At 64.6% G+C, this 20185-nt stretch carries 20 protein-coding genes; 11 read left to right on the forward strand and 9 right to left on the reverse strand.

Features of this window, described 5'->3' with window-relative positions:
• Nucleotides 1-92: 92 nt before the first annotated feature.
• Complete coding sequence (gene carB, locus AC1RUR_RS17965; protein WP_492846295.1) at nucleotides 93-3557, reverse strand: carbamoyl-phosphate synthase large subunit; 3465 nt, start codon at nucleotides 3555-3557, stop codon at nucleotides 93-95.
• Nucleotides 3558-3701: 144 nt separating this feature from the next.
• A complete protein-coding gene (locus AC1RUR_RS17970) occupies nucleotides 3702-4871 on the reverse strand; it encodes an MFS transporter (protein WP_492846297.1) in 1170 nt (389 codons plus the stop codon).
• 112 nt (nucleotides 4872-4983) lie between these two features.
• On the opposite strand from AC1RUR_RS17970, the gene AC1RUR_RS17975 reads away from it, so the two are divergent.
• Nucleotides 4984-5355: an ArsR/SmtB family transcription factor gene (locus AC1RUR_RS17975; protein ID WP_492846299.1), complete on the forward strand. Its 372-nt coding sequence runs from the start codon at nucleotides 4984-4986 to the stop codon at nucleotides 5353-5355.
• A 362-nt stretch (nucleotides 5356-5717) separates the two neighbouring features.
• On the opposite strand, the gene AC1RUR_RS17980 is transcribed toward AC1RUR_RS17975, so the two are convergent.
• Nucleotides 5718-6419: a class I SAM-dependent methyltransferase gene (locus AC1RUR_RS17980; RefSeq protein WP_492846301.1), complete on the reverse strand. Its 702-nt coding sequence runs from the start codon at nucleotides 6417-6419 to the stop codon at nucleotides 5718-5720.
• A 113-nt stretch (nucleotides 6420-6532) separates the two neighbouring features.
• On the opposite strand from AC1RUR_RS17980, the gene AC1RUR_RS17985 reads away from it, so the two are divergent.
• On the forward strand, nucleotides 6533-7057 hold the full coding sequence (locus AC1RUR_RS17985) for a Dps family protein (protein WP_492846303.1): 525 nt from the start codon (nucleotides 6533-6535) through the stop codon (nucleotides 7055-7057).
• 125 nt (nucleotides 7058-7182) lie between these two features.
• On the opposite strand, the gene AC1RUR_RS17990 is transcribed toward AC1RUR_RS17985, so the two are convergent.
• Complete coding sequence (locus AC1RUR_RS17990; protein ID WP_492846304.1) at nucleotides 7183-7704, reverse strand: hypothetical protein; 522 nt, start codon at nucleotides 7702-7704, stop codon at nucleotides 7183-7185.
• A gap of 147 nt (nucleotides 7705-7851) precedes the next feature.
• Here AC1RUR_RS17990 and AC1RUR_RS17995 point away from each other — a divergent pair, with 147 nt between their 5' ends.
• Nucleotides 7852-8067: a hypothetical protein gene (locus AC1RUR_RS17995; RefSeq protein ID WP_492846306.1), complete on the forward strand. Its 216-nt coding sequence runs from the start codon at nucleotides 7852-7854 to the stop codon at nucleotides 8065-8067.
• A gap of 42 nt (nucleotides 8068-8109) precedes the next feature.
• Here the strand turns inward: AC1RUR_RS17995 and carA are convergent, their stop codons facing one another.
• Complete coding sequence (gene carA / locus AC1RUR_RS18000; protein WP_492846308.1) at nucleotides 8110-9300, reverse strand: glutamine-hydrolyzing carbamoyl-phosphate synthase small subunit; 1191 nt, start codon at nucleotides 9298-9300, stop codon at nucleotides 8110-8112.
• Nucleotides 9301-9446: 146 nt separating this feature from the next.
• On the opposite strand from carA, the gene AC1RUR_RS18005 reads away from it, so the two are divergent.
• Nucleotides 9447-10148, forward strand: a complete 702-nt coding sequence (locus AC1RUR_RS18005) for an alpha/beta fold hydrolase (RefSeq protein WP_492846309.1) — start codon at nucleotides 9447-9449, stop codon at nucleotides 10146-10148.
• 4 nt (nucleotides 10149-10152) lie between these two features.
• Here AC1RUR_RS18005 and AC1RUR_RS18010 read toward each other — a convergent pair whose 3' ends face one another.
• Nucleotides 10153-10521 (reverse strand): hypothetical protein, encoded by a 369-nt coding sequence (locus AC1RUR_RS18010; protein ID WP_492846311.1) that lies wholly within the window; start codon nucleotides 10519-10521, stop codon nucleotides 10153-10155.
• Nucleotides 10522-10595: 74 nt separating this feature from the next.
• On the opposite strand from AC1RUR_RS18010, the gene AC1RUR_RS18015 reads away from it, so the two are divergent.
• The 6 genes from AC1RUR_RS18015 (at nucleotide 10596) to AC1RUR_RS18040 (ending at nucleotide 15410) form a co-directional block, all read left to right on the forward strand.
• Nucleotides 10596-11051, forward strand: a complete 456-nt coding sequence (locus tag AC1RUR_RS18015; RefSeq protein ID WP_492846313.1) for a GatB/YqeY domain-containing protein — start codon at nucleotides 10596-10598, stop codon at nucleotides 11049-11051.
• A gap of 90 nt (nucleotides 11052-11141) precedes the next feature.
• Nucleotides 11142-12278, forward strand: a complete 1137-nt coding sequence (locus tag AC1RUR_RS18020) for an epoxide hydrolase family protein (protein WP_492846315.1) — start codon at nucleotides 11142-11144, stop codon at nucleotides 12276-12278.
• A gap of 118 nt (nucleotides 12279-12396) precedes the next feature.
• Nucleotides 12397-14007, forward strand: coding sequence for an acyl-CoA synthetase (locus AC1RUR_RS18025; RefSeq protein ID WP_492846317.1), 1611 nt, complete (start codon nucleotides 12397-12399; stop codon nucleotides 14005-14007).
• Nucleotides 14008-14016: 9 nt separating this feature from the next.
• A complete protein-coding gene (locus tag AC1RUR_RS18030) occupies nucleotides 14017-14484 on the forward strand; it encodes a MarR family winged helix-turn-helix transcriptional regulator (protein ID WP_492846319.1) in 468 nt (155 codons plus the stop codon).
• 126 nt (nucleotides 14485-14610) lie between these two features.
• Nucleotides 14611-14964, forward strand: a complete 354-nt coding sequence (locus AC1RUR_RS18035) for a nuclear transport factor 2 family protein (RefSeq protein ID WP_492846321.1) — start codon at nucleotides 14611-14613, stop codon at nucleotides 14962-14964.
• Between the two features lie 2 nt (nucleotides 14965-14966).
• Nucleotides 14967-15410, forward strand: coding sequence for a hypothetical protein (locus tag AC1RUR_RS18040; RefSeq protein ID WP_492846323.1), 444 nt, complete (start codon nucleotides 14967-14969; stop codon nucleotides 15408-15410).
• Here the strand turns inward: AC1RUR_RS18040 and AC1RUR_RS18045 are convergent, their stop codons facing one another.
• Nucleotides 15411-17642, reverse strand: a complete 2232-nt coding sequence (locus AC1RUR_RS18045) for an ATP-binding protein (protein ID WP_492846325.1) — start codon at nucleotides 17640-17642, stop codon at nucleotides 15411-15413.
• A 262-nt stretch (nucleotides 17643-17904) separates the two neighbouring features.
• Between AC1RUR_RS18045 and AC1RUR_RS18050 the strand changes: the two genes are divergently transcribed.
• Nucleotides 17905-18678 carry a DUF2189 domain-containing protein gene (locus tag AC1RUR_RS18050; protein WP_492846327.1) on the forward strand — a complete coding sequence of 258 codons (774 nt, stop codon included), beginning with the start codon at nucleotides 17905-17907 and terminating at the stop codon, nucleotides 18676-18678.
• Between the two features lie 28 nt (nucleotides 18679-18706).
• On the opposite strand, the gene AC1RUR_RS18055 is transcribed toward AC1RUR_RS18050, so the two are convergent.
• Complete coding sequence (locus tag AC1RUR_RS18055; protein ID WP_492846329.1) at nucleotides 18707-18898, reverse strand: hypothetical protein; 192 nt, start codon at nucleotides 18896-18898, stop codon at nucleotides 18707-18709.
• Complete coding sequence (locus tag AC1RUR_RS18060) at nucleotides 18898-19704, reverse strand: transglutaminase-like domain-containing protein (protein ID WP_492846331.1); 807 nt, start codon at nucleotides 19702-19704, stop codon at nucleotides 18898-18900. The genes AC1RUR_RS18055 and AC1RUR_RS18060 overlap by 1 nt, the downstream gene beginning before the upstream one ends.
• Nucleotides 19705-20185: the final 481 nt, after the last annotated feature.

The following is a 20185-nucleotide window of genomic DNA, read 5'->3' on the forward strand; positions in this document are numbered from 1 at the left end:
ATATGGCCGGACAGTTCCTCCGGCCATTGTGGCTTGATCGCCAATCACTTAGCGAAAGGCTTGCCCCTCAGGGCCTGGCCTTCCGCTGGCGATCAGGTTTCCGAAAAGTAGCTCTGCAGGGTACGAACCTCAAGGTCCCCGCCCAAATAGGCGCGGATGCCCTGCGCGGCCGCCACGGCCCCGGAAAGAGTGGTGTAATATGGCACTTTATGCAAGAGGGCCGCGCGCCGCAGTGAACGGCTGTCGGCCAGCGCCTGCGGGCCTTCGGTGGTGTTGAAGACCAGCTGGACGTCGCCATTGGTGATGGCGTCGACGATATGCGGCCGGCCCTCCAGCACCTTGTTCACCTTCTCGGTCGGGATGCCCTGGTCGGTCAGGAAGCGTTGCGTACCCGACGTCGCCAGCACCTTGAAGCCGAGCGAATGCAACTCGCGAACAGCCTCGGCGATGCGCGTCTTGTCGCTCTCGCGCACCGAGACGAACACCGTGCCCTTGCGCGGCACCCTTGTGCCGCCGCCGAGCTGGCTCTTGGCGAACGCCACCGCAAACGAGCGGTCGATGCCCATGACCTCGCCGGTCGAGCGCATCTCGGGACCGAGCACCGTGTCGACGCCGGGGAAGCGCGCGAAGGGGAAGACCGATTCCTTGACGCCGACATGCTTGAAGTCCGCCTTCTTCAGCTGGAAGTCGGCGAGCTTCTCGCCGGCCATGATGCGTGCGGCGATCTTGGCGACCGGCGTGCCGATCACCTTGGCGACGAAGGGCACCGTGCGCGAGGCGCGCGGATTGACCTCGAGCACGTAGATCTCGCCGTCCTTGATGGCGTATTGCACGTTCATCAGGCCGACGACGTCGAGGCCGAGCGCGAGTTCGCGCGTCTGCCGCTCCAGCTCCTCGATCATCTCAGGCTCGAGCGAGTGCGGCGGCAGCGAGCAGGCGCTGTCGCCGGAATGGATGCCGGCTTCCTCGATGTGCTCCATGATGCCGACGATGAAGGTGTCCTTGCCGTCGCAAAGGCAGTCGACGTCGATTTCGGTGGCGTCGGACAGATAACGGTCGAACAGCAGCGGATTGGTGCCGAGCACGGTGTTGATCTGCCCGGTCTTGTCGTTCGGGTAGCGCGCCTTGACGTCACCGGGCACCAGCTCGGGCAGGGTGCCGAGCAGGTAATCGCTGAGCTGGTTCTCCTCGCGGATGATCTGCATCGCGCGGCCGCCGAGCACGTAGGACGGGCGCACCACCAGCGGCAGGCCGAGATCGGTTGCGACCAGGCGGGCCTGCTCGACCGAATAGGCGATGCCGTTCTTCGGCTGCTTGAGGCGAAGCTTGTCGAGCACGCGCTTGAAGCGGTCGCGGTCCTCCGCAAGGTCGATGGCGTCCGGCGAGGTGCCCAGGATCGGCACTTCGGCAGCCTCCAGCGCGCGCGCCAGCTTCAGCGGCGTCTGGCCGCCGAACTGCACGATCACGCCGTGCAGCGTGCCGTTGGTGCGCTCCTTCGCGATGATCTCCAGCACGTCCTCGGCGGTGAGCGGCTCGAAATAGAGCCGGTCCGCAGTGTCGTAGTCGGTCGACACCGTCTCCGGGTTGCAGTTGACCATGATGGATTCGTAGCCGGCGTCATGCAGCGCGAAGCAGGCGTGGCAGCAGCAATAGTCGAACTCGATGCCCTGGCCGATGCGGTTCGGCCCGCCGCCGAGGATGATGACCTTCTTCTTGTCCGACGGCGTGCTCTCGTCCGCCGGCGCGCCCGCGAACGGCGCCTCATAGGTCGAGTACATGTAGGCGGTGGGAGAGGCGAATTCGGCCGCGCAGGTGTCGATGCGCTTGTAGACCGGGCGAACGCCGAGCGCGTGGCGCTTCGCGGTCACCTCGGCCTCCGTCGCCTCGGCGAGCACCGCGAGCCGTGCGTCGGAGAAGCCCATGGCCTTGAGCGTGCGCATGCCGAAGGCATTGCCCGGCAGGCCGTTCTTCCTGACCTTCTCCTCCATGTCGACGATGCCGCGCATCTCGCCGAGGAACCACGGATCGATCTTGCAGGAGTTGAAGATGTCCTCGTTCGACCAGCCGAGCCGCATCGCCTGGGCGACCTGGAGCAGCCGGTTCGGCGTCGGCGTACCGAGCGCGGCACGGATCGCATTCTTGTCGTCGTCGCGGCCGAGGCCTTCGATCTCGATCTCGTCGAGGCCGGTCAATCCGGTCTCGAGCCCGCGCAGCGCCTTCTGAAGGCTTTCCTGGAAGGTGCGGCCGATCGCCATGACCTCGCCGACCGACTTCATCGATGTCGTCAGCGTGGTGGAAGCACCGGGGAATTTCTCGAAGGCGAAGCGCGGCACTTTCGTGACGACATAATCGATGGTCGGCTCGAACGAGGCCGGTGTCGCGCCGCCGGTGATGTCGTTGGCGATCTCGTCCAGGGTGTAGCCGACCGCGAGCTTGGCGGCGACCTTGGCGATCGGGAAGCCGGTGGCCTTCGACGCCAGCGCGGAGGAACGCGACACGCGCGGATTCATCTCGATGACGACCATGCGGCCGTCGTCCGGATTGACGCCGAACTGCACGTTGGAGCCGCCGGTCTCCACGCCGATCTCGCGCAGCACCGCCAGCGAGGCGTCGCGCATGATCTGGTATTCCTTGTCGGTCAGCGTCAGCGCCGGCGCCACCGTGATGGAATCGCCGGTGTGCACGCCCATCGGATCGAGGTTCTCGATCGAGCAGACGATGATGCAATTGTCCTTCTTGTCGCGCACCACCTCCATCTCGTACTCCTTCCAGCCGAGTACGGATTCTTCGATCAGCACTTCGTTGGTCGGAGACGCGTCCAGGCCGCGCTCGATGATGTCGAGGAACTCTTCCTTGTTGTAGGCAATGCCGCCGCCGGTGCCGCCCATGGTGAAGGAGGGGCGGATGATCGCGGGCAGGCCGATCTCGGACAGCGCCATCATGGCCTGGCCGAATGCGTATTCCTGATAGCGCTTGCGGCGCTCGCTCTCGCCCAGCGTCCACTGCCGCTCATGCTCCTCGAGCGCGGCGCCGGAGAGCTTCTCGCGCTCGGCGAGGTATTTGTCGCGGAACGACTTCTTCAAGGCCGACGCGTTGGCGAGCCGCGACTTCGGCGTCTCGAGCCCGATCTTGGTCATGGCCTCGCGGAAGAGCTGCCGATCCTCCGCCTTGTCGATGGCATCGGCGGTGGCGCCGATCATCTCGACGTCGAATTTGTCGAGCGTGCCTTGGCGGCGCAGCGACAGCGCGCAGTTCAGCGCGGTCTGGCCGCCCATGGTCGGCAGCAGCGCGAAGCCGCCGGGAATGACGTGACGTTCCTTCTCGATGATCTTGGCGACGATCTCGGGCGTGATCGGCTCGATATAGGTCGCATCGGCCAATTCCGGATCGGTCATGATCGTGGCCGGGTTGGAATTGACGAGGACGATGCGATAGCCCTCTTCCTTCAGCGTCTTCACCGCTTGCGTGCCCGAATAGTCGAACTCGCAGGCCTGGCCGATCACGATGGGGCCGGCGCCGATGATCAGGATGGTGGTGATGTCTGTACGTTTGGGCATCAACTCTCGCCGAAGTGGAATTTGGGCACAAAAAAAGGGCGCGCTTGCCGCGCGTCCCCTTGAGCCGAGAGCGCGGGGGTCTCCCTCGCGCGCGGACGGGTCTTAGACCAGTTTTCGGGGCGGCGAAACCCCGAAAAACACCCATCAACCGGCAATTTTCACGGGTTTTGGCCGCGCCTGCCAGCCACGGGCGAGGTGCACCAGAAGCGAGGCCGCAACGCTCGTTCCGCCGATCCAGCCGAGGTCGTTTGGCGAGAGGGTGGCCAGCACCGCACCCCCCAGGGCACCGCCGATGGCGAAGCCCAGATACATCGAGGAGGCGTTGAGCGAGAGCGCGATCATCGAGGCCTGCGGCTCGATCCGGATGATGCTGGCGATCTGGGCCGGATAGAACGCCCAGCCCGAGATGCCCCAGAGGAAGATCGCGCCCAGCACGGTGTAATGCGCCTGTCCGGGCATCAATTTGAGGACCAGCGAATGCAGGATCAGCGCGGCTGCCATGCCGGCGAGCCCGAGACCTGCGGTAGCAAGCGTGCCGAGCCGGTCGGCCAGGACGCCGCCAAGCATGTTCCCGATCGCGGCCGCGCCGCCGAACACCAGCAGCGCAAGGCTGATCTGCGCGGCGTCGAAGCCGAGGCCGCGCAGCGGGACCGCGAAATAGGTGAACACGGTGAAGCCGCCGAGCGCCCATAAAATCGTGATCACAAGCGCGACCAGGACATTGCCGTGACGCGCCACCGCCAGCCGTTCGCCGAGCGAGGCGGTGTTGCGCGGCAGGCCGCGGGGCAGGCCCAGCAGGAGGCCGGCGAGCGCAACGGCGCCGATCAGGGCGACCATCGCGAAGGTCGCGCGCCAGCCGAGCAGGCTGCCGACGAGATTGCCGAGCGGGACGCCGATCACGGTCGCGACCGTCAGTCCCGAGGTGACCAGCGCCACCGCGCGGCCACGCCTTTCGGGGGCGGCGACGGCCACCGACACCGCGAGTGCCGTCGGCATGCACAGCCCGGAGCCCAGGGCCATCAGCATCCGGGAAGCCAGCAGCAGGACGTAGCTGGAAGCCACCATCGCGGCGAGATTGCCGGCGATGAAGGTCGTCAGTGCCACGGCCAGCACGGTCCGGCGGTCGATATTGTTCAGCGCCACCGCCAGGATCGGCGAGCCCACCGCGTAGGTGAGGGCGTAGGCGGTGACCAATTGGCCGGCGGCCGAGACCGAAATCGACAGGTCGGTGGCGATCGCCGGCAAAAGCCCTGCAATCACAAAGCCTTCGGTGCCGATCGCGAAGGCCGCCAAGGCCAGCCAGAAGACGCTCATTGGAGACAATCCCTATGTTCAATGTTTATTGAACTATCGAACGCGACGGTTTCGGTGTCAATTGGTTCAAGAACTATTGAACATTGCGGCCGCATCGCTATGATTCCGGACCATGAGCCGCACGCCCCTCCATCCCACCCGCGAGCAGATCGAGCTGCCGATGGTCCTGGATTGCCTGAGCGATCCGATCCGATTGGCGATCGTGTATCAGCTCGCCCAGCAGGAACGTGTCAGCAGCGAACTCTGCTGCGGCGACTTCAACGGTCTCGCTGGCAAGTCCAACCTCGCCTATCACTTCGCCAAATTGCGCGAATGCGGCCTGATGCAGACGCGCGTGGCGGGTACCAACCGCTTCATGCGGCTGCGCCGCGAGGACCTGGAGGCACGTTTTCCAGGCCTGCTCGACGCCGTGCTCAACTCCGCGACGAAGGATGCGGACCGGCTTCAACTGCTGTCGGAGTGCGAAACGGTCGCCGCAGACTGAAATCGAGGGCGATTGCGCGCGGGCCGCTGATTTGCCCGCCGCGTCAATGCCTTCGCAACATCCTACGGGCATCGCGCCGGCCATCGCCGGCTACTGTGCATGGGGTTGTTTTCGACATTTTTGTTTTGGGTGGCAGTCCGTCTTCGCCAGTCCGCCTTCGCGAAGGCGTCGGCGGGACAGCCTTCGCTACGACAGGGCTTGCCTAGCCGAAGCTGGCGGAGCCAGCGAAGGCTGGAGACCCGGCCTGGATTTGAACCAGGATGAAGAGCGATGCACCGCCCTCGCGTAGACGCTTCCGCCACCGGGCCGCACCGATCATGTCCGAACGGGGTGCGACAAGCCACCTCAGGTGGTCGTTATGCTTAACGGACCAGAGGCGGCCGCGCGACGAAGGTCATGCGCCAGCGATTGTGGCCGATATTGGTGTGGGCGCGCTGGACCGCGAACCCGGCCGCCTTGAGCCTGGCGGTGATCTCGTCCTCGCTGTAGCGCTGGAGCCCGATGCGCGAGCGCAATTGACGGTAATCCGACAGCGCGGTGCTGATCAGTCCGATCAGCGCGTCCTTCAGGAAGCCGTGACGCAGGCCGAAGCTGAGCAGCGCCATCACGTCCCTGAACATGCCGACATTGGGCTGGAGGACGTCGCCGAGCACCAGCTTGCCGGAGGGCTTCAGGATACGGCGGATGTTGAGCAGCGCGGCATCGAGCTCCTCCGGTGTCATGTACTGCGCGACCGAGTTCATCACCGCAAGGTCGATGGATTCGGCCTGCATCTTGCGGACGTCGTCGAGCGAGCGGACTCGGATCTTTGTGTTCGGGGCAAACCGCGCGATCAGCCGGCCGCGCACGCCGGGCGCAGGCTCGGCCAGGATCAGCTTGCCGCAGGCCGATGCCACCTGGCTCGCCGACAGCGCCTCGCCGCAGGCATAGTCGAGCACGGTCGCCTCGGGCGAGGAGATGTAGCCGATGATGTCCCGCGCGATGATCTGGAAGTGCAAATCGCGATGCAGCTTGCTGACATAGATCGTGTGCGTCGAGTCGTAATAATCGATCCAATCGTCCATGGTATCCGCGGGCCCCGGCCAAACGGTTCCTGCTCAGGAACCGGCGCTGCCCGCCTGCGTTAGGGGTGCGACGGCGCGCCGTCAATGTCCGCGTCCTAACAGGAAGGTTTATCGTGAGCAAAGCCCCCAACAAGGTCTCGCCCGACCTCGACACCCCCACAGATCTGGCACCCCAGGCGGTCAACAAGGTTTCCGAGGTGCTCAACGTGCTTCTGGCCGATGCGTTCGCGCTGTACCTGAAGACCAAGAATTTCCACTGGCACATCAGCGGCCGGCATTTTCGGGACTACCATTTGCTGCTGGACGAGCAGTCCGACCAGATTTTCGCGACCACCGACCAGCTCGCCGAGCGCGTCCGCAAGATCGGCGGAGCGACGCTGAAGTCGATCGGCCAGGTCGCAAAGCTCCAGACCATCAAGGACAACGACGAGGACTACGTCCCGCCACGCGAGATGCTGCGCGAGTTGATGCAGGACAACAAGCATGTCGCGAGCGCGATGCGCAAGGCGCACGAGGTTTGCGACGACGCCGGCGACGTCGCCAGCGCCAGCATCCTCGAAAACTTCATCGACGAAACCGAGCGCCGCACCTGGTTCCTGTTTGAAGCGACACGGCAGGAAGGCGCCAACGAGGCTTAGGCACAGTGCGGTAGGGTGGGCAAAGGCGCGCCCTTCGCGCGCCGTGCCCACTAATCTATCCACATAGTTCAAATCGATTGGTGGGCACGCTTCGCTTTGCCCACCCTACGGCACCGCGCTTGTGACTACCGCCACAACCGCATCATCGCCCCATTCTTGCCCGTCACAGGATCGGCCGGCGGCAGCGCGACTTTCGGAATCGTCTTCAGCGCCTTGGCGTGGTTCTCCGGCGTTGCCCGCGTGATCTCCATCTTCGATCCCGGCGGATAGGCGCCGATCACACAGAAATCACCGCTCGCCTCGATGCACTGATGCCCGGTGCCAGCCGGCAGGATCGCGACGTCGCCTGCCCTGATTTGAAGCTCCTGGCCGTGATCGCCACCGAAACGGACTCGCGCACTGCCGCGCGCAACGCCGAGCACTTCATGCACCGTCGCGTGATAGTGCAGATAGTCGTAGACGCCGTTGCGCCACCTGCCGCCCCAGCCGTTCGCCTCGAACAGGTTTTCGATCGTCTCCTCCGGATGCTCCGGGGCGAGCTTCACCGCCCCCTGGTAGACCAGGAAGGGGAGAATGTTGTTCGGCACGAGCCCGTCATCCTCGAACACGATGGCGAGCGGCTCGGCATTGTCGCGGACGACGGACATGGCTGGGCTCCGAGTAGCAGTTGACGCAGAATCAAGACGGCGCGGACGCGCTTGTTCCTGACGCAAGTCCACATGCCGGCTTGACGGAGATCAAGGCGCGGGCGGCCATTCAAGGGCACGCAAATCGATGCGAAAGAAGGGGACGCCATGTACGCATCCGATGTTGCGCAGCGCCATTTTGCGGCGGCCCTCGACGAGGCGGGGACGGTAGGCCTCGGGCACGAAGCGGTCTGCCGCGCGCTGCTTGGTCTCGTAATCTCGAAATATCTGGAGACGAGGTCGGTCGCCGACATCCAGGCGGAGTTGCGCTTCATCGCCGAGAACTGCGATCCCGACACGGACTTCATGTTCATGCGTCCGTGACGGCGGGCCCCGGCGGATTGATCCGCCGGGTGATCTTGCCGCTTACGCGCTCTTCTTCTGCCGCATCAGGTCGGCAAAGCGCTGGAACAGATAGTGCGAGTCGCGCGGGCCCGGCGAGGCCTCGGGGTGGTACTGCACCGAGAACACCGGCCTGCCGTCGAGCTGGATGCCGCAGTTGGACCCATCAAACAAGGAAATGTGGGTCTGCGTCGCCCCCTTCGGCAGCGTCTTCTCGTCCACGGCAAAACCGTGGTTCATCGAGGTGATCTCGACCTTGCCGGTCGTCTCGTCCTTGACGGGATGATTGGCGCCGTGATGGCCCTGATGCATCTTCTTCGTCTTGGCGCCGACCGCGAGGCCGAGCATCTGGTGGCCAAGACAGATCCCGAAAGTCGGCGTGCCCGACTTGATGACGTCCTGGATGACCGGCACGGCATATTTGCCGGTTGCAGCGGGATCGCCCGGACCGTTCGACAGGAACACTCCGTCCGGCTTCATCGCCAGGATGTCTGCGGACGAGGTTGTCGCCGGCACCACCGTCACCTTGCAGCCGACGCCGGCGAGCAGGCGCAAGATGTTGCGCTTGATGCCGTAGTCGATGGCGACGACGTTGAATTCGGTGTTGTCTTGCCGGCCAAAGCCCTTGTCCCAGAGCCAGGGCGTTTCGTCCCAGGTGAAGCGCTGGCCGGAGGTGACCAGCGGCACGAGGTCCATGCCCTCGAGGCCCGGCCATTCGCGCGCTTCTTCCTTGAGACCATGCAGGTCGAACTCGCCGTTCTTGGCATGCGCGATCACGGCGTTGGGCATGCCCTTGCTGCGGATCAGCGCGGTCAGCGCGCGGGTGTCGATGCCGGAGAGGCCGATGATGCCGCGGGCCCTGAGCCAGGCGTCGAGATGCTTGGTGGCGCGGTAGTTCGAGGGATCGGTGATGGCGGTGCGCAGGATCACGCCGCGCGCGCCTGGCGTCGCGGCCATGTTCACGGTCTCGATGTCTTCCTCGTTGGTACCGACATTGCCGATATGCGGGAAGGTGAAGGTGATGAGCTGGCCGGCATAGGAGGGATCGGTGAGGATCTCCTCGTAGCCGGTCATCGCGGTGTTGAAGCAGACTTCGCCGACGGCGTGGCCTTCGGCGCCGAGACCGAAGCCTTCGAGCACCGTGCCATCGGCGAGCACGAGGAGCGCGGTCGGTTTATGGTCCGGCCAGGCGGGATCGTTGTCATGTTGTGTCATGAGCGCGTTTCATAGTCCCCGCGGACGCCGCCGTCAAAGCGGGAGAGGGTGGATTCACATGCGTTTTTGCATATTTGACAGCCCATCCCGGCCACTTAAGCTCGGCTGCACAATTTCCGGCAATTCTTGGGGCTTACGTGGCAATAATGGACCAGACCACGCCGCTTCTGCTGGTTCCGGGGCTGGCCTCCTCGGCCCGGATCTATGCGCCGGTGATCCCGGCGCTATGGCGGTTCGGCCCGGTGATGGTCGCCAACCATATCCGCGATGACAGCATGGCGGCGATCGCGGCCCGGGTGCTGAGCGAGGCGCCGCCGCGCTTTGCCCTCGCCGGCCATTCCATGGGCGGCTATATCGCCCTTGAGATCATGCGCCAGGCCCCTGAGCGGGTGGCCAAGCTTGCGCTGATCAACACCCAGGCCCGGCCCGATACGCCGGAGGCGACCCAGCGCCGCCGCGGCCTGATGGAGCGGGCGAAGCGCGGCGAGTTGCGTGCCGCGCGTGAGGAGATGTTTCCGGAACTCGTGCATCCCTCGCGCCGCGACGATGCCGACATTCGCCGGCTCGTGCACGAGCAGGGCGATGACGTCGGCGTCGAAGGCTATCTGCGGCAGCAGACAGCGATCATTGCGCGGGTCGACTCGCGGCCGACGCTGGCGACGATCAAATGCCCGACACTGGTGCTGACCGGCGATCAGGACAACACCATTTCCAACGCCTTCTCGAAGGAGATGGCGGACGGCATTGCCGGCGCGAAGCTCGTTGTGTTGGCGAATTGCGGGCATCTGCCGCAACCGGAACAGCCGGAAGCCACAGCGCGGGCGCTCGCCGAATGGCTCGCGAGCTAGGCGCTCATCCGCAATAAGCGGCCTTGGTCCACAGCGGCAGGAGGAAGAAGCCCGCCATGGCAAGATCGACCACGTAAAGGAGGCGCCGGACCTTCACCGAGACCGGATTCGTCGAGTGCTCACCCTCGTAGACCACGAGCGGATCGACCCTCGTCTCCCAGCCGAGCTTGTACGTCAGCAGCGAAATGAAGTCGTAGACTGGCAGGTACAGCAGAAGGATCAGAAAGAGGCCGTTCATGGCGATGGCGAGCCATGACGAGCTGGTTTCGCCCGTGAAGCCTGGAAGCGTGCCGCAGGCATAGGGGCCGAAACGGCTTGCCCAGAGCACCACAAGGCAGACCGCGAACATGGCGAGATGCTTTCCGGCCTTCATGCAAGCACCTATATTGAGCCCAGATCTTGTTGTAGACCACGAGTCTTTCCGGACAGTTTCCAAGTGAGGCGACCATGCTGCGCGACGACATCAACAATGCGGTCAAGGAGGCCATGAAGGCCAAGAACGAGCGCAAGCTGTCCACGCTGCGCATGGTCAACTCGACCATCAAGAACGCCGACATCGACGCCCGCGGCAACGGCAAGCCGCCGCTGTCGGACGCCGATCTGCTCGCGGTGCTTCAGAAGATGATCAAGCAGCGCCAGGAGGCGGTCGAGCTCTACGACAAGGGCGGCCGCGCCGAACTCGCCCAGCAGGAGCGCGAGGAGATCGCGGTGATCTCGGCTTATCTGCCGAAGCAGATGTCGGACGACGAGGTCAAGAAGGCGATCTCGGACGCCATCGCTGAAACCGGCGCTGCCGGCATGAAGGACATGGGCAAGGTGATCACCGTGTTGCGCGCGAAGTACGCCGGCCAGATGGATTTCGGCAAGGCCAGCGGTTTGGTGAAGGCTGCGCTGACGGGCTAGTGCTGTTCTTCCCTGAAGGGGGCGGACGGGCGCCTTTGATGCGGCGCGCATCCGGTCTACTCTCCCGACAGAAAGATCGGGAGCCAACCGATGACCGCCATCAAACCGTTCCGCATCGCCATCAGCGACGACATCCTCGCCGATCTCAAGTCGCGCCTCGCCTGCACGCGCTGGCCGGAGGCCGAACTGGTCGACGACTGGAGCCAGGGTGCGCCGCTGAAGTGGATCAAGGAGATCTGCACCTACTGGGCTGATGGCTACGACTGGCGCGCCCGCGAGGCAAAGCTCAACCGCTTCGCGCAGTTCACCACCGAGATCGACGGGCTGGATATCCATTTCCTGCATGTACGCTCGAAGGAGCCGTCCGCACTGCCGCTGATCATCACCCACGGCTGGCCCGGCTCGATCGTGGAATTCCAGAAGGTGATCGCCCCGCTGGTCGATCCCGCCGCGCATGGCGGCAATCCCGCGGATGCCTTTCATGTCGTCTGTCCCTCGCTGCCGGGCTTCGGCTTCTCGGCCAAGCCCAAGACCACCGGCTGGGGCGTCGACCGCATCGCAGCGACATGGGCCAAGCTGATGGATCGGCTCGGCTACGCGCGCTACGGCGCGCAGGGCGGCGACTGGGGCTCGGCGGTGACGACCTCGCTCGGCGCGCAGGATGCCGAACATTGCGCCGGCATCCATATCACGCTTGCCTTCAACGCGGCGCCGAAGCTCGAGGGCGAGCCGACGGCGGAGGAGAAGCGCGCGCTCGCCGGCCTCAAGCATTATGTCGATCTCGACTCCGGCTATTCCAAGCAGCAATCGACGCGGCCGCAGACGCTGGGCTATGGCCTAACGGATTCGCCGAGCGGGCAGGCTGCCTGGATCCTGGAAAAATTCTGGGCCTGGACCGATTGCAACGGTCATCCCGAAAACATCTTCGAGAGGGACGAACTGCTCGACAACGTCATGCTCTATTGGGCGACGGAGACGGCGACCTCGTCGGCGCGGCTTTATTGGGAAAGCTTTGGCAAGCGACGCACCACCCCGAAGGTCAGCGTGCCCACGGGCGTCGCGGTGTTCCCGAAGGAGATCATCACGCCGGTGCGGCGCTGGATGGAGCCGAACTTTTCCAACATCACGCATTGGAGCGAGATGGAGAAGGGCGGCCATTTCGCTGCCTTCGAGCAGCCAGAGCTGTTCGTGCGCGATGTCAGGAAGTTCTTTGCGACGGTGCGGTGAAACACACTCTCCGTCATGCCCGGGCTTGTCCCGGGCATCCACGTCTTTACACTGCGAAGCAAGAAGACGTGGATGGCCGGGTCAAGCCCGGCCATGACGATGCTGCCGGGAAACGACCATGCTCACCGAAGCCAAGACCTATGACGAGCTCACTCGCAACTTCCGCTGGGACGTCCCGGCGCGCTTCAATATGGCGGAGGCGTGCTGCGACCGCCATGCCGACGGCACCGGCCGCCTCGCGCTGATCTATGTCGACGAGAACGGCGCCACCACGCGCACCTCCTTCGACGAGGTCGCCGAGATGTCGCGCCGCTTCGCCAATGTGCTGAAGGCCGATGGGCTCGGCCGCGGCGACCGCGTCGCGGTGTTTTTGTCGCAATCGCTGGAATTGCCGATCGCGCACATGGCGGCGTTCCGCTCGGGCATGATCTCGATCCCGCTGTTCGCGCTGTTCGGCGAGGACGCATTGGAATTCCGCCTGTCGAACTCGCAAGCCAAGGCCATCGTCACCGACGAAGGCGGCTGGGAGAAACTCGCGAAGATCCGCGACCGCCTGCCGGACCTGAAGAACATCTACATCGTCGGCGAGCGCGCGCCTGCGGGCACGAAATCGTTCTGGGATGCGGCGAAGGCGGCGTCGCCCGACTTCACGCGGGTCGATACGTCCGCCGACGATCCCGCTTTGATCATCTACACGTCAGGGACCACGGGCAATCCGAAAGGTGCGCTGCATGCGCATCGCGTGGTGCTCGGCCATCTGCCGAACGTCGAGATGTGTCACAACTTCCTGCCGCGCCCCGGCGATCTCATGTGGACGCCGGCGGACTGGGCGTGGATCGGGGGGCTCGTCAACGGCCTGCTCGCATTCTGGTACCACGGCATCCCGCTGGTCGGCCATCGCGCGCGAAAATTCGAGCCGCAGGCGGCGATGCAGATGATGGCCGATCTCGGCGTCCGCAACGTCTTCCTGCCGCCGACGGCGCTGAAGCTGATGCGGCAGGCCGGCGTGAAACATTCCGGCGTCAAGCTGCGCAGCATTTTCACCGGCGGAGAATCGCTCGGCGGCGAGCTGCTGGGCTGGGTGCGCGAGACCTTCGGCATCGACGCGCACGAGGTGTTCGGCCAGACCGAGTGCAATCTCGTGATCGGCAGCAATTCCAACCTGTTTCCGATCCGGCCCGGCGCGATGGGCAAGGCGACGCCGGGCTTCGACGTTCGCATCATCAATGACAAAGGCGAAGAGCTGCCGCGCGGGCAACGCGGCATCATCGGCGTGCGCCAGCCATGCCCCGTCACCATGCTCGAATACTGGCGCAATCCCGAGGCGACGGCGAAGAAATATGCCGGTGCGTTCCTGCTCACCGGCGATCTCGGCGTGCAGGATGAGGACGGCTATTTCTGGTATGTCAGCCGCGAGGACGACGTCATCACCACCGCCGGCTATCGCGTCGGCCCGTCCGAGATCGAGCACACGCTGATGAAGCATCCGTCGGTGGCGATGACCGCGGTGGTCGGCATCCCCGATCCGATCCGCACCGAGTCGATCAAGGCATGGATCGTGCTGCGTCCGGGCTTTACCGGCAGCGACACGCTCGCGCGCGAAATCCAGGAGTTCGTCAAGGTGCAGCTCGCCGCGCACGAATATCCACGCTTCGTGGAGTTCGCCGAGACGCTGCCGATGACGGCGACCGGCAAGGTGCTGCGGCGCGAGCTGCGGGCAAAGGGTTAGCTTCTCAAAATGGCAAAGACGTCTCAAGCCGCGGGGCTTCACCGCGCCTCACTCGACAAGTTGCACGATCTCGATGCCGCGCTCGAGCTCATGTATTACGGCTGGCGCGGGATGACGCTGGAGGCCGACGATTTTCTTGCGAAGCAGGGCCTGTCGCGTCCGCACCACCGTATCCTCTACGTGGTGGCGCGCCGCCCCGACATCGCGATCGGGTCGCTCATCGAGGTTCTCGGCATTTCCAAGCAGGCCCTGAACCGGCCGCTCAACCTGCTGCTGGAGCGCAAGCTCCTGACGTCGAAGCGGGCGCCGCAGCAGCATCGCTCCAAGCTGCTGCGCCTGACGGAGGCCGGGCGGCGGATCGAGCAGAAGGCGTCGGACCGCGAGCGCAAGGTCTTGCGCGCAGCGTTCGATCGGGTCGGACCGTCCGGCGCGGCGGCATGGACCACCGTCATGGCGGCGATCGCCGACAACAACTGACGATCTTAAAGTCAATATAGTTGACATGAGGCGCGTGCTTTGCCACTTTCCCGGCAACGAGCCAGGGGAGGGTCGCGTCATGCGCGGATGGAAGCCGTGAGCGCTCAAGACACGAGCGCAGGGGAAATGAATCGTGCGGCTGCCGAACTATTCGTCGCGGCATGGTGCGCGAGTTGGCGCAGGGTCGATATCGACGCGGTCGTCGCGCATTTCGCCGACGATGCGCAGATGCGCAGTCCTCTGGCGCTGACGCTGACCGATTCCCCCGTCGTCACCGGGGCCGAGAACATCCGCGCCTATTGGCGGAAAGCCTATGGTCACATCGAAAGTGCCGACCCGAAGATCCTGAACTGGAGCTGGGACGAGGCGATCGCGCGACTGACGGTGTGGTGGCAGCTGGGCGACACGCGCGCCAGCGAGTTCATGGATTTCGACGCTGCCGGCCGCGTGGTGCGCAGCGAAGCCTTTTACGGAAAATAGCGATGCATCTTTCGGATTTCGTCCTGCTCCTCAATACGCTCTGGTTCGTCGGCGCCTTCATCCAGTTCAGCATCGCGCAAGCCAACACGCTGAAGATATTGCTGCCGCGGGAAGAGCGCGGCAATCCGATCGCGCCGACCCTGGCGGCCAGCGTGGCGTTCCTGGGCGGGATCAACCTGCCGATCGGGCTGTTGTCGTTCTATCTTCTGGTGGCGCGTCCGCTCTTCTTCCAGCCGGTCCACGCGCAGCTCGTGCTGTTCCTGTTCTTTGCCGCCTGCCACTTCAGCCAGTTCGCCTACAACCTTCCGGTCCTGATGCGCGGCGGGCGCGTCGGGGTTGCCTACTGGCCCGTGTTGAAGGGCCCGATGCTCAGGATCTTCGTCATCGACGCGGCTCTGTTTGCGGCCAATCTCGGCGTCGCGGTTCTGCTCGCGTCTGCTTCCTGACTATCGCGACGGCGCCGACAGGGCGGACCGCAGCATCGCGGCAAGATCCTTCCGCCGGAACGGCTTGGTGAGAATGCGGGCGTCGGCGACCCCGTCGGGCATCTTGACGGGATTTTGGGTGTAGCCTGAGGTGAAGAGCACCTTGAGCTCGGGCCGCAGCTGGGTGGCTTGCCTGGCAAGCTCCGGCCCGAACATGCCGCCGGGCATCACGACGTCGGTGAACAGCAGGTCGATGTGCCCTTCCTGACGCAGCAAGTCCAGCGCCGCGGGACCGTTCGACCGCGTGATGACGTTGTAGCCGAGCGCCTTCAGCTCGTTCTCGACATAGGCGCGCACCATGTCGTCGTCCTCGACGACGAGAATGGTTTCGCTGCCATCGGGTGCCGTGGTCCGCTCCGGGGGTAATGGCTGCTCGGCTGGCGGCGTTGCAAGGCGGGGAAAGAACAGCCTGACGACGCTGCCGCGACCCGGTTCGGACTGCATCTGCACCAGGCCGCCGGACTGTCGCACGAACCCGTAGACCATGCTCAGCCCGAGCCCGGTCCCCTTGCCGACCTCCTTGGTGGTGAAGAACGGCTCGAACGCGCGGCTTGCCACTTCGGCGGTCATGCCGCTGCCGGTGTCGGTTACGGCCACCATGACATAGTCGCCCGGCCGCGGCTCGCCGTTGACGTCCAGATCGGAGTCGCCGAGCGAAATGTTGCGCGCCTCAACCGTCAGCTTGCCGCCATCAGGCAGAGCGTCGCGCGCGTTCAGCACGAGGTTGAGCAGGGCAGTTGTCAGTTGGCCGGGATCGACGCTGGTCAGCCACAGATCCGGATCGAGCGCGAAGCTGCACTCGATGTGCCCGCCCAGGGTTCGGCGCAGCAACGGCTCCATGTCGCGAATTTTCCCGGCGATGTCGAGGTCTCTCGGTCGGAGCGGCTGCTTGCGCGCGAAGGCGAGCAGGCTCCGCGTCAGGTCGGAGCCGCGCTCGGCGGCGGTCGCGATGTCGCCGGCGATCCGGTGCAATTCCTTGTTCCCCGCCAGACTGTCGGCCAGATGCTCCGCATTGCCGAGAATGACGGTCAGCAGATTGTTGAAATCGTGCGCCACGCCGCCGGTGAGCTGGCCCATGGCTTCCATCTTCTGGGATTGGCTGAGCTTCTGGTTGAGATCCGCGATGGCGGCGCGTTGCTGCTGGAGCGACTCGGCGGTGTCATTGAGCACGGTCATCAGCCCGCCGAGCTCGCCGCGCGGATGGGGCGGCGCAATTCGCGCGCTGAGGTCACCGAGCCCGAGCTTCTTCGCCATCGTGGCGAGCCGCCCGACCTGGCGCCCGACGCTGACGGTGGCAAGGATCCAGACACCCGCCAGCAGCAGCAGCAAGGCCACCGCGAGGATCGCCATGTCCTCGTAAAGCCGGCGATTCCCCGCTGCGACAAGTCCATCCTTGGACCGTCCGACCAGGATGTAGAGGCCGGCAGCACGGGTCGAATGCGAGCCGGCGGCAACAGCCCAGACATGCGTCCGGCCGTCGCGATCAGTCACCTCCTGAAACGCCTTCTGGTCGGGCGTTGCAGCGAAGCGCAACAGTTCGGATCCCGCGATCGACGTGCCGACCGGCTCGGTCCAGCCTCCTCCGGAAGGGGTGACCAGAACCGTTCCCTTGCTGTCGACGAGCAGGATCTCTTTCTCGGCAAGCAGTCGCTTGTCGTGAAACTCCGCGAATTTGCGCAGGTTGAACGACGCGAGCAGGATCAGCTTCAGCGCGCCTGTCTCCGATCGCACCGGATAGGCGATCTGGAGCACCGATAGTCCGGTCAGCCGGCCGAACACCGGCTCGAGCGCGACGCCGCGCGAAACCAGGGCCTGCTTGAAATAGGCGCGATCCCGGAGGTCTAGCGTGCGGTTGGTCCGCAGCGAATCGCAGAACAGGCTGCCGTCGGGATCGATGGTCAAAATCCCGGTGAACTGCGGGTATTCCTCGCGCACTTCCGACAGAAACGCCGAGCACGCCGCCTTGTCGCGGGTGTCGAGGTCGCGCGCACGGGACAGACCGTAATGCAGCTGGGCGGTGCCCTGGATCTTCTCGTCCAGATCGCTTGCAATGTCGTCAGCCGTCGCAGCCAGATTGGCGAGAGACGCGTTGATCTCGCTGCTGCGATTCTGCACGAAACGCAGGCCAACGAGGCTCGCCGGCACTAGCATGGCCGCGATGACGAGTATCAGTAGCCGGGTACGCAAGCTCATCGGTCGAATGGTCCGCTCTGGTCATCGCGTGTGCTGGTTCGAAGGTACAATTTGCGGCACCGGCCTCCGTTCAGTCCATAGGCATCGTGCCGAAAAGCCCTCGATGGGGAAAGATTCTGAAGTGGTGCGCATCAAGGGGCGCCGCGGCGCTCCCATGATACCGTCATCCAGTGAACAACTTGCTCGTGCGCGTGGCGGCGGAGGGCGCTAGTATCGAGGACGCGTGCGACGAAGATCGCGCCGGCAAACGAGGAGGAAGCTGATGTCCATTTCGGGCAAGATCGATCCGGTGGTGCGTCCCGTGGTGGCGGCTGACATCGCCGAGGCGCTGGTCGAGGGCTTGCGCGATTTCCAGGCACTGCCGCTTTACGGGCTCTGCTTCGGCGCGCTCTATGCGGCCGGCGGCATCGCCATCATGCTGTGCGTCACCGCCTTCGGCATGGTCTATCTGGTCTATCCCCTGGCCGCGGGCTTCGCGCTGATTGGTCCGTTCGTCGCGATCGGTCTCTACGAAGTCAGCCGCCGCCGCGAGCGCGTCGAGCCCGTCTCGTTCGGCGTGATCTGGTCGGCGATCCGCGCGCGCAGCGAGATCGGCTGGATGGCGTTCGTCACGCTGTTCGTGTTCGTGGTCTGGATGTACCAGGTGCGACTCCTGATCGCGTTGCTGCTTGGCCTGCATGCCTCGTTCTCGAGCCTCCAGGAGTTCATGACGGTGGTGCTGACCACCAATGAGGGCCTGCTGTTCCTCGCCATCGGCAACGCAGTCGGCGCCGTGCTGTCGCTGATCCTGTTCTCGCTGACCGTGGTGTCGTTTCCGCTGCTGCTCGACCGCGAGGTCGATTTCGTCACCGCGATGGTGACGAGCGTGCGTGCGGTGGTGACCAGCCCGCTGCCGATGATCGCTTGGGCGGCCGTGATCGTGATGCTGCTGATCGTCTCGGCGCTGCCGTATTTTCTCGGGCTGGTCGTGACGCTGCCGGTGCTCGGGCACGCGACATGGCATCTCTATCGGCGGCTGGTAGTGCCGGTGGCGTAACGGCGCCGCCGGACGCTATGGCGGCGCGCTACTGACCTGCTGCCAGGCGGCGCGCGCCGGATGAGGTCAGTTCGAGTTCGCCGAGCCGCCTGATCGCATAACCCAAATTGGTCAGGCGTTCGCCGTGCGCTTGCGGAATGTCGCCTTGCGTCTTGCCCTTGCCGATTTCGGCCAATGACACAAATTCATCGGCGCTGAGCGTTGCGGTGCTGTCCGTCATCACGCAACCTCGTCGGTCCATACCTTGAAATTGAGTAGTTTATTCGGACCGAAAGTCTGGGTGATCGGGACGTCCGCTGCATCGCGTCCCTGCGCGATCAGCACGCGGCCGATCCGCGGCGTGTTGTTGCGCGGGTCGAACATGTGCCAGCTTCCACCGATGAAGGCCTCGAACCAGCCTGCGAAATCGCCCGCAGCCCACGGCTGCGGCGTGCCGATGTCGCTGAGGTAGCCGGTGCAGTAACGCGCCGGGATGTTCATGCAGCGGCAGAATGTGATGGCGAGATGGGCATAGTCGCGGCACACGCCCTTGCCTTCGTCGTAAGCTTCCCGGGCCGTCTTGGTCGCACGCGCGTGCTCATAGCCGAACGTGATGTGGCGATGAACGAAATCGCAGATGGCCTGGACCCGCGCCCAGCCGGGCGGCGTCCGCTCGAACAACTTCCATGCGATATCCGACAGGCGATCGGTCTCGCAGTAGCGACTGCCGAGCAGATAGACGAGCGTGTCGGTCGGCAGTGCTTCGACGGTGTGCTGAAACGCGTTGGGAAACGCCGGGTCGGGCAGACCGCTGTCGCGAACGACGCCGTCGCCGGCAAGGCGGAAGGCGCCGGCCGGCGCCACGATGCGGCTGCACCAATTGCCGAAGAGGTCGCGGTAGGGACTGATCGGCACCGAGGGGCTGGTGGTCAGCAGGTCGGGCACGATGACATCGGAGGCGCGCGTGAAGTGCGTGCCCAACACCATGATCATCGGCGTCGGCTGCGGGAACTCGTACAGCATCTCGAACCCGACGCGGAGCTTCATACGAAAGACTTTCCCTTGGCGAAGCTCTCAACATGGCTACGAAGCGGTCGATCACAAGGCTTCGTCGGCCTTATTCGATCGAGAGCGGCATTTGGCCCTTTTAAAGTGTGGGGCGGACGAGAAAACGATAGCTAATTGCCGAGATTGCGCGCACGGTGCGCCAATGTCAGAAAGAGCGGTCGTCTCTGCGCACACGCGGCGCCACGACGATACGCGACCTGAAATGGCTCATCTCTGGCACTGGCGGAGCCAGCTCATCGCGAGGTCGCAATGGCGACCGTTGCGCCTATGGCTCGTTCCCGCGAGCAGGTGGACGCGGCAGGCTCGTCCACCGCTGCCTGACAGATTCCACCGCGGCTCGATATGAGATCGAACGCCAACCGAAAGCACCTGATGCAACCTCAACCGATACAAGCTCTCTCGCCACGGCACGTCAAGACAGACGAGGCGCTCCGGCTCGGCGTCGAGTCAGGCTGGTACG

It is taken from the genome of Bradyrhizobium sp. GW821-FHT12B03 (genome assembly GCF_058807535.1).

Bases quoted from the DNA above. Each gene is read 5' to 3' on its own strand.
- AC1RUR_RS18020 (WP_492846315.1), top strand. From the start codon at position 11,142: ATGACCGCCATCAAACCGTTCCGCATCGCCATCAGCGACGACATCCTC.
- AC1RUR_RS18030 (WP_492846319.1), top strand. From the start codon at position 14,017: ATGGCAAAGACGTCTCAAGCCGCGGGGCTTCACCGCGCCTCACTCGAC.
- AC1RUR_RS17990 (WP_492846304.1), bottom strand. From the start codon at position 7,704: ATGTCCGTCGTCCGCGACAATGCCGAGCCGCTCGCCATCGTGTTCGAG.
- AC1RUR_RS17980 (WP_492846301.1), bottom strand. From the start codon at position 6,419: ATGGACGATTGGATCGATTATTACGACTCGACGCACACGATCTATGTC.
- carB (WP_492846295.1), bottom strand. From the start codon at position 3,557: ATGCCCAAACGTACAGACATCACCACCATCCTGATCATCGGCGCCGGC.
- AC1RUR_RS18055 (WP_492846329.1), bottom strand. From the start codon at position 18,898: ATGACGGACAGCACCGCAACGCTCAGCGCCGATGAATTTGTGTCATTG.
- AC1RUR_RS18060 (WP_492846331.1), bottom strand. From the start codon at position 19,704: ATGAAGCTCCGCGTCGGGTTCGAGATGCTGTACGAGTTCCCGCAGCCG.
- AC1RUR_RS18010 (WP_492846311.1), bottom strand. From the start codon at position 10,521: ATGAAGGCCGGAAAGCATCTCGCCATGTTCGCGGTCTGCCTTGTGGTG.
- AC1RUR_RS18045 (WP_492846325.1), bottom strand. From the start codon at position 17,642: ATGAGCTTGCGTACCCGGCTACTGATACTCGTCATCGCGGCCATGCTA.
- AC1RUR_RS17995 (WP_492846306.1), top strand. From the start codon at position 7,852: ATGTACGCATCCGATGTTGCGCAGCGCCATTTTGCGGCGGCCCTCGAC.
- AC1RUR_RS18040 (WP_492846323.1), top strand. From the start codon at position 14,967: ATGCATCTTTCGGATTTCGTCCTGCTCCTCAATACGCTCTGGTTCGTC.
- AC1RUR_RS18015 (WP_492846313.1), top strand. From the start codon at position 10,596: ATGCTGCGCGACGACATCAACAATGCGGTCAAGGAGGCCATGAAGGCC.
- AC1RUR_RS18035 (WP_492846321.1), top strand. From the start codon at position 14,611: ATGAATCGTGCGGCTGCCGAACTATTCGTCGCGGCATGGTGCGCGAGT.
- AC1RUR_RS18005 (WP_492846309.1), top strand. From the start codon at position 9,447: ATGGACCAGACCACGCCGCTTCTGCTGGTTCCGGGGCTGGCCTCCTCG.
- AC1RUR_RS18050 (WP_492846327.1), top strand. From the start codon at position 17,905: ATGTCCATTTCGGGCAAGATCGATCCGGTGGTGCGTCCCGTGGTGGCG.
- AC1RUR_RS17970 (WP_492846297.1), bottom strand. From the start codon at position 4,871: ATGAGCGTCTTCTGGCTGGCCTTGGCGGCCTTCGCGATCGGCACCGAA.
- carA (WP_492846308.1), bottom strand. From the start codon at position 9,300: ATGACACAACATGACAACGATCCCGCCTGGCCGGACCATAAACCGACC.
- AC1RUR_RS17975 (WP_492846299.1), top strand. From the start codon at position 4,984: ATGAGCCGCACGCCCCTCCATCCCACCCGCGAGCAGATCGAGCTGCCG.
- AC1RUR_RS18025 (WP_492846317.1), top strand. From the start codon at position 12,397: ATGCTCACCGAAGCCAAGACCTATGACGAGCTCACTCGCAACTTCCGC.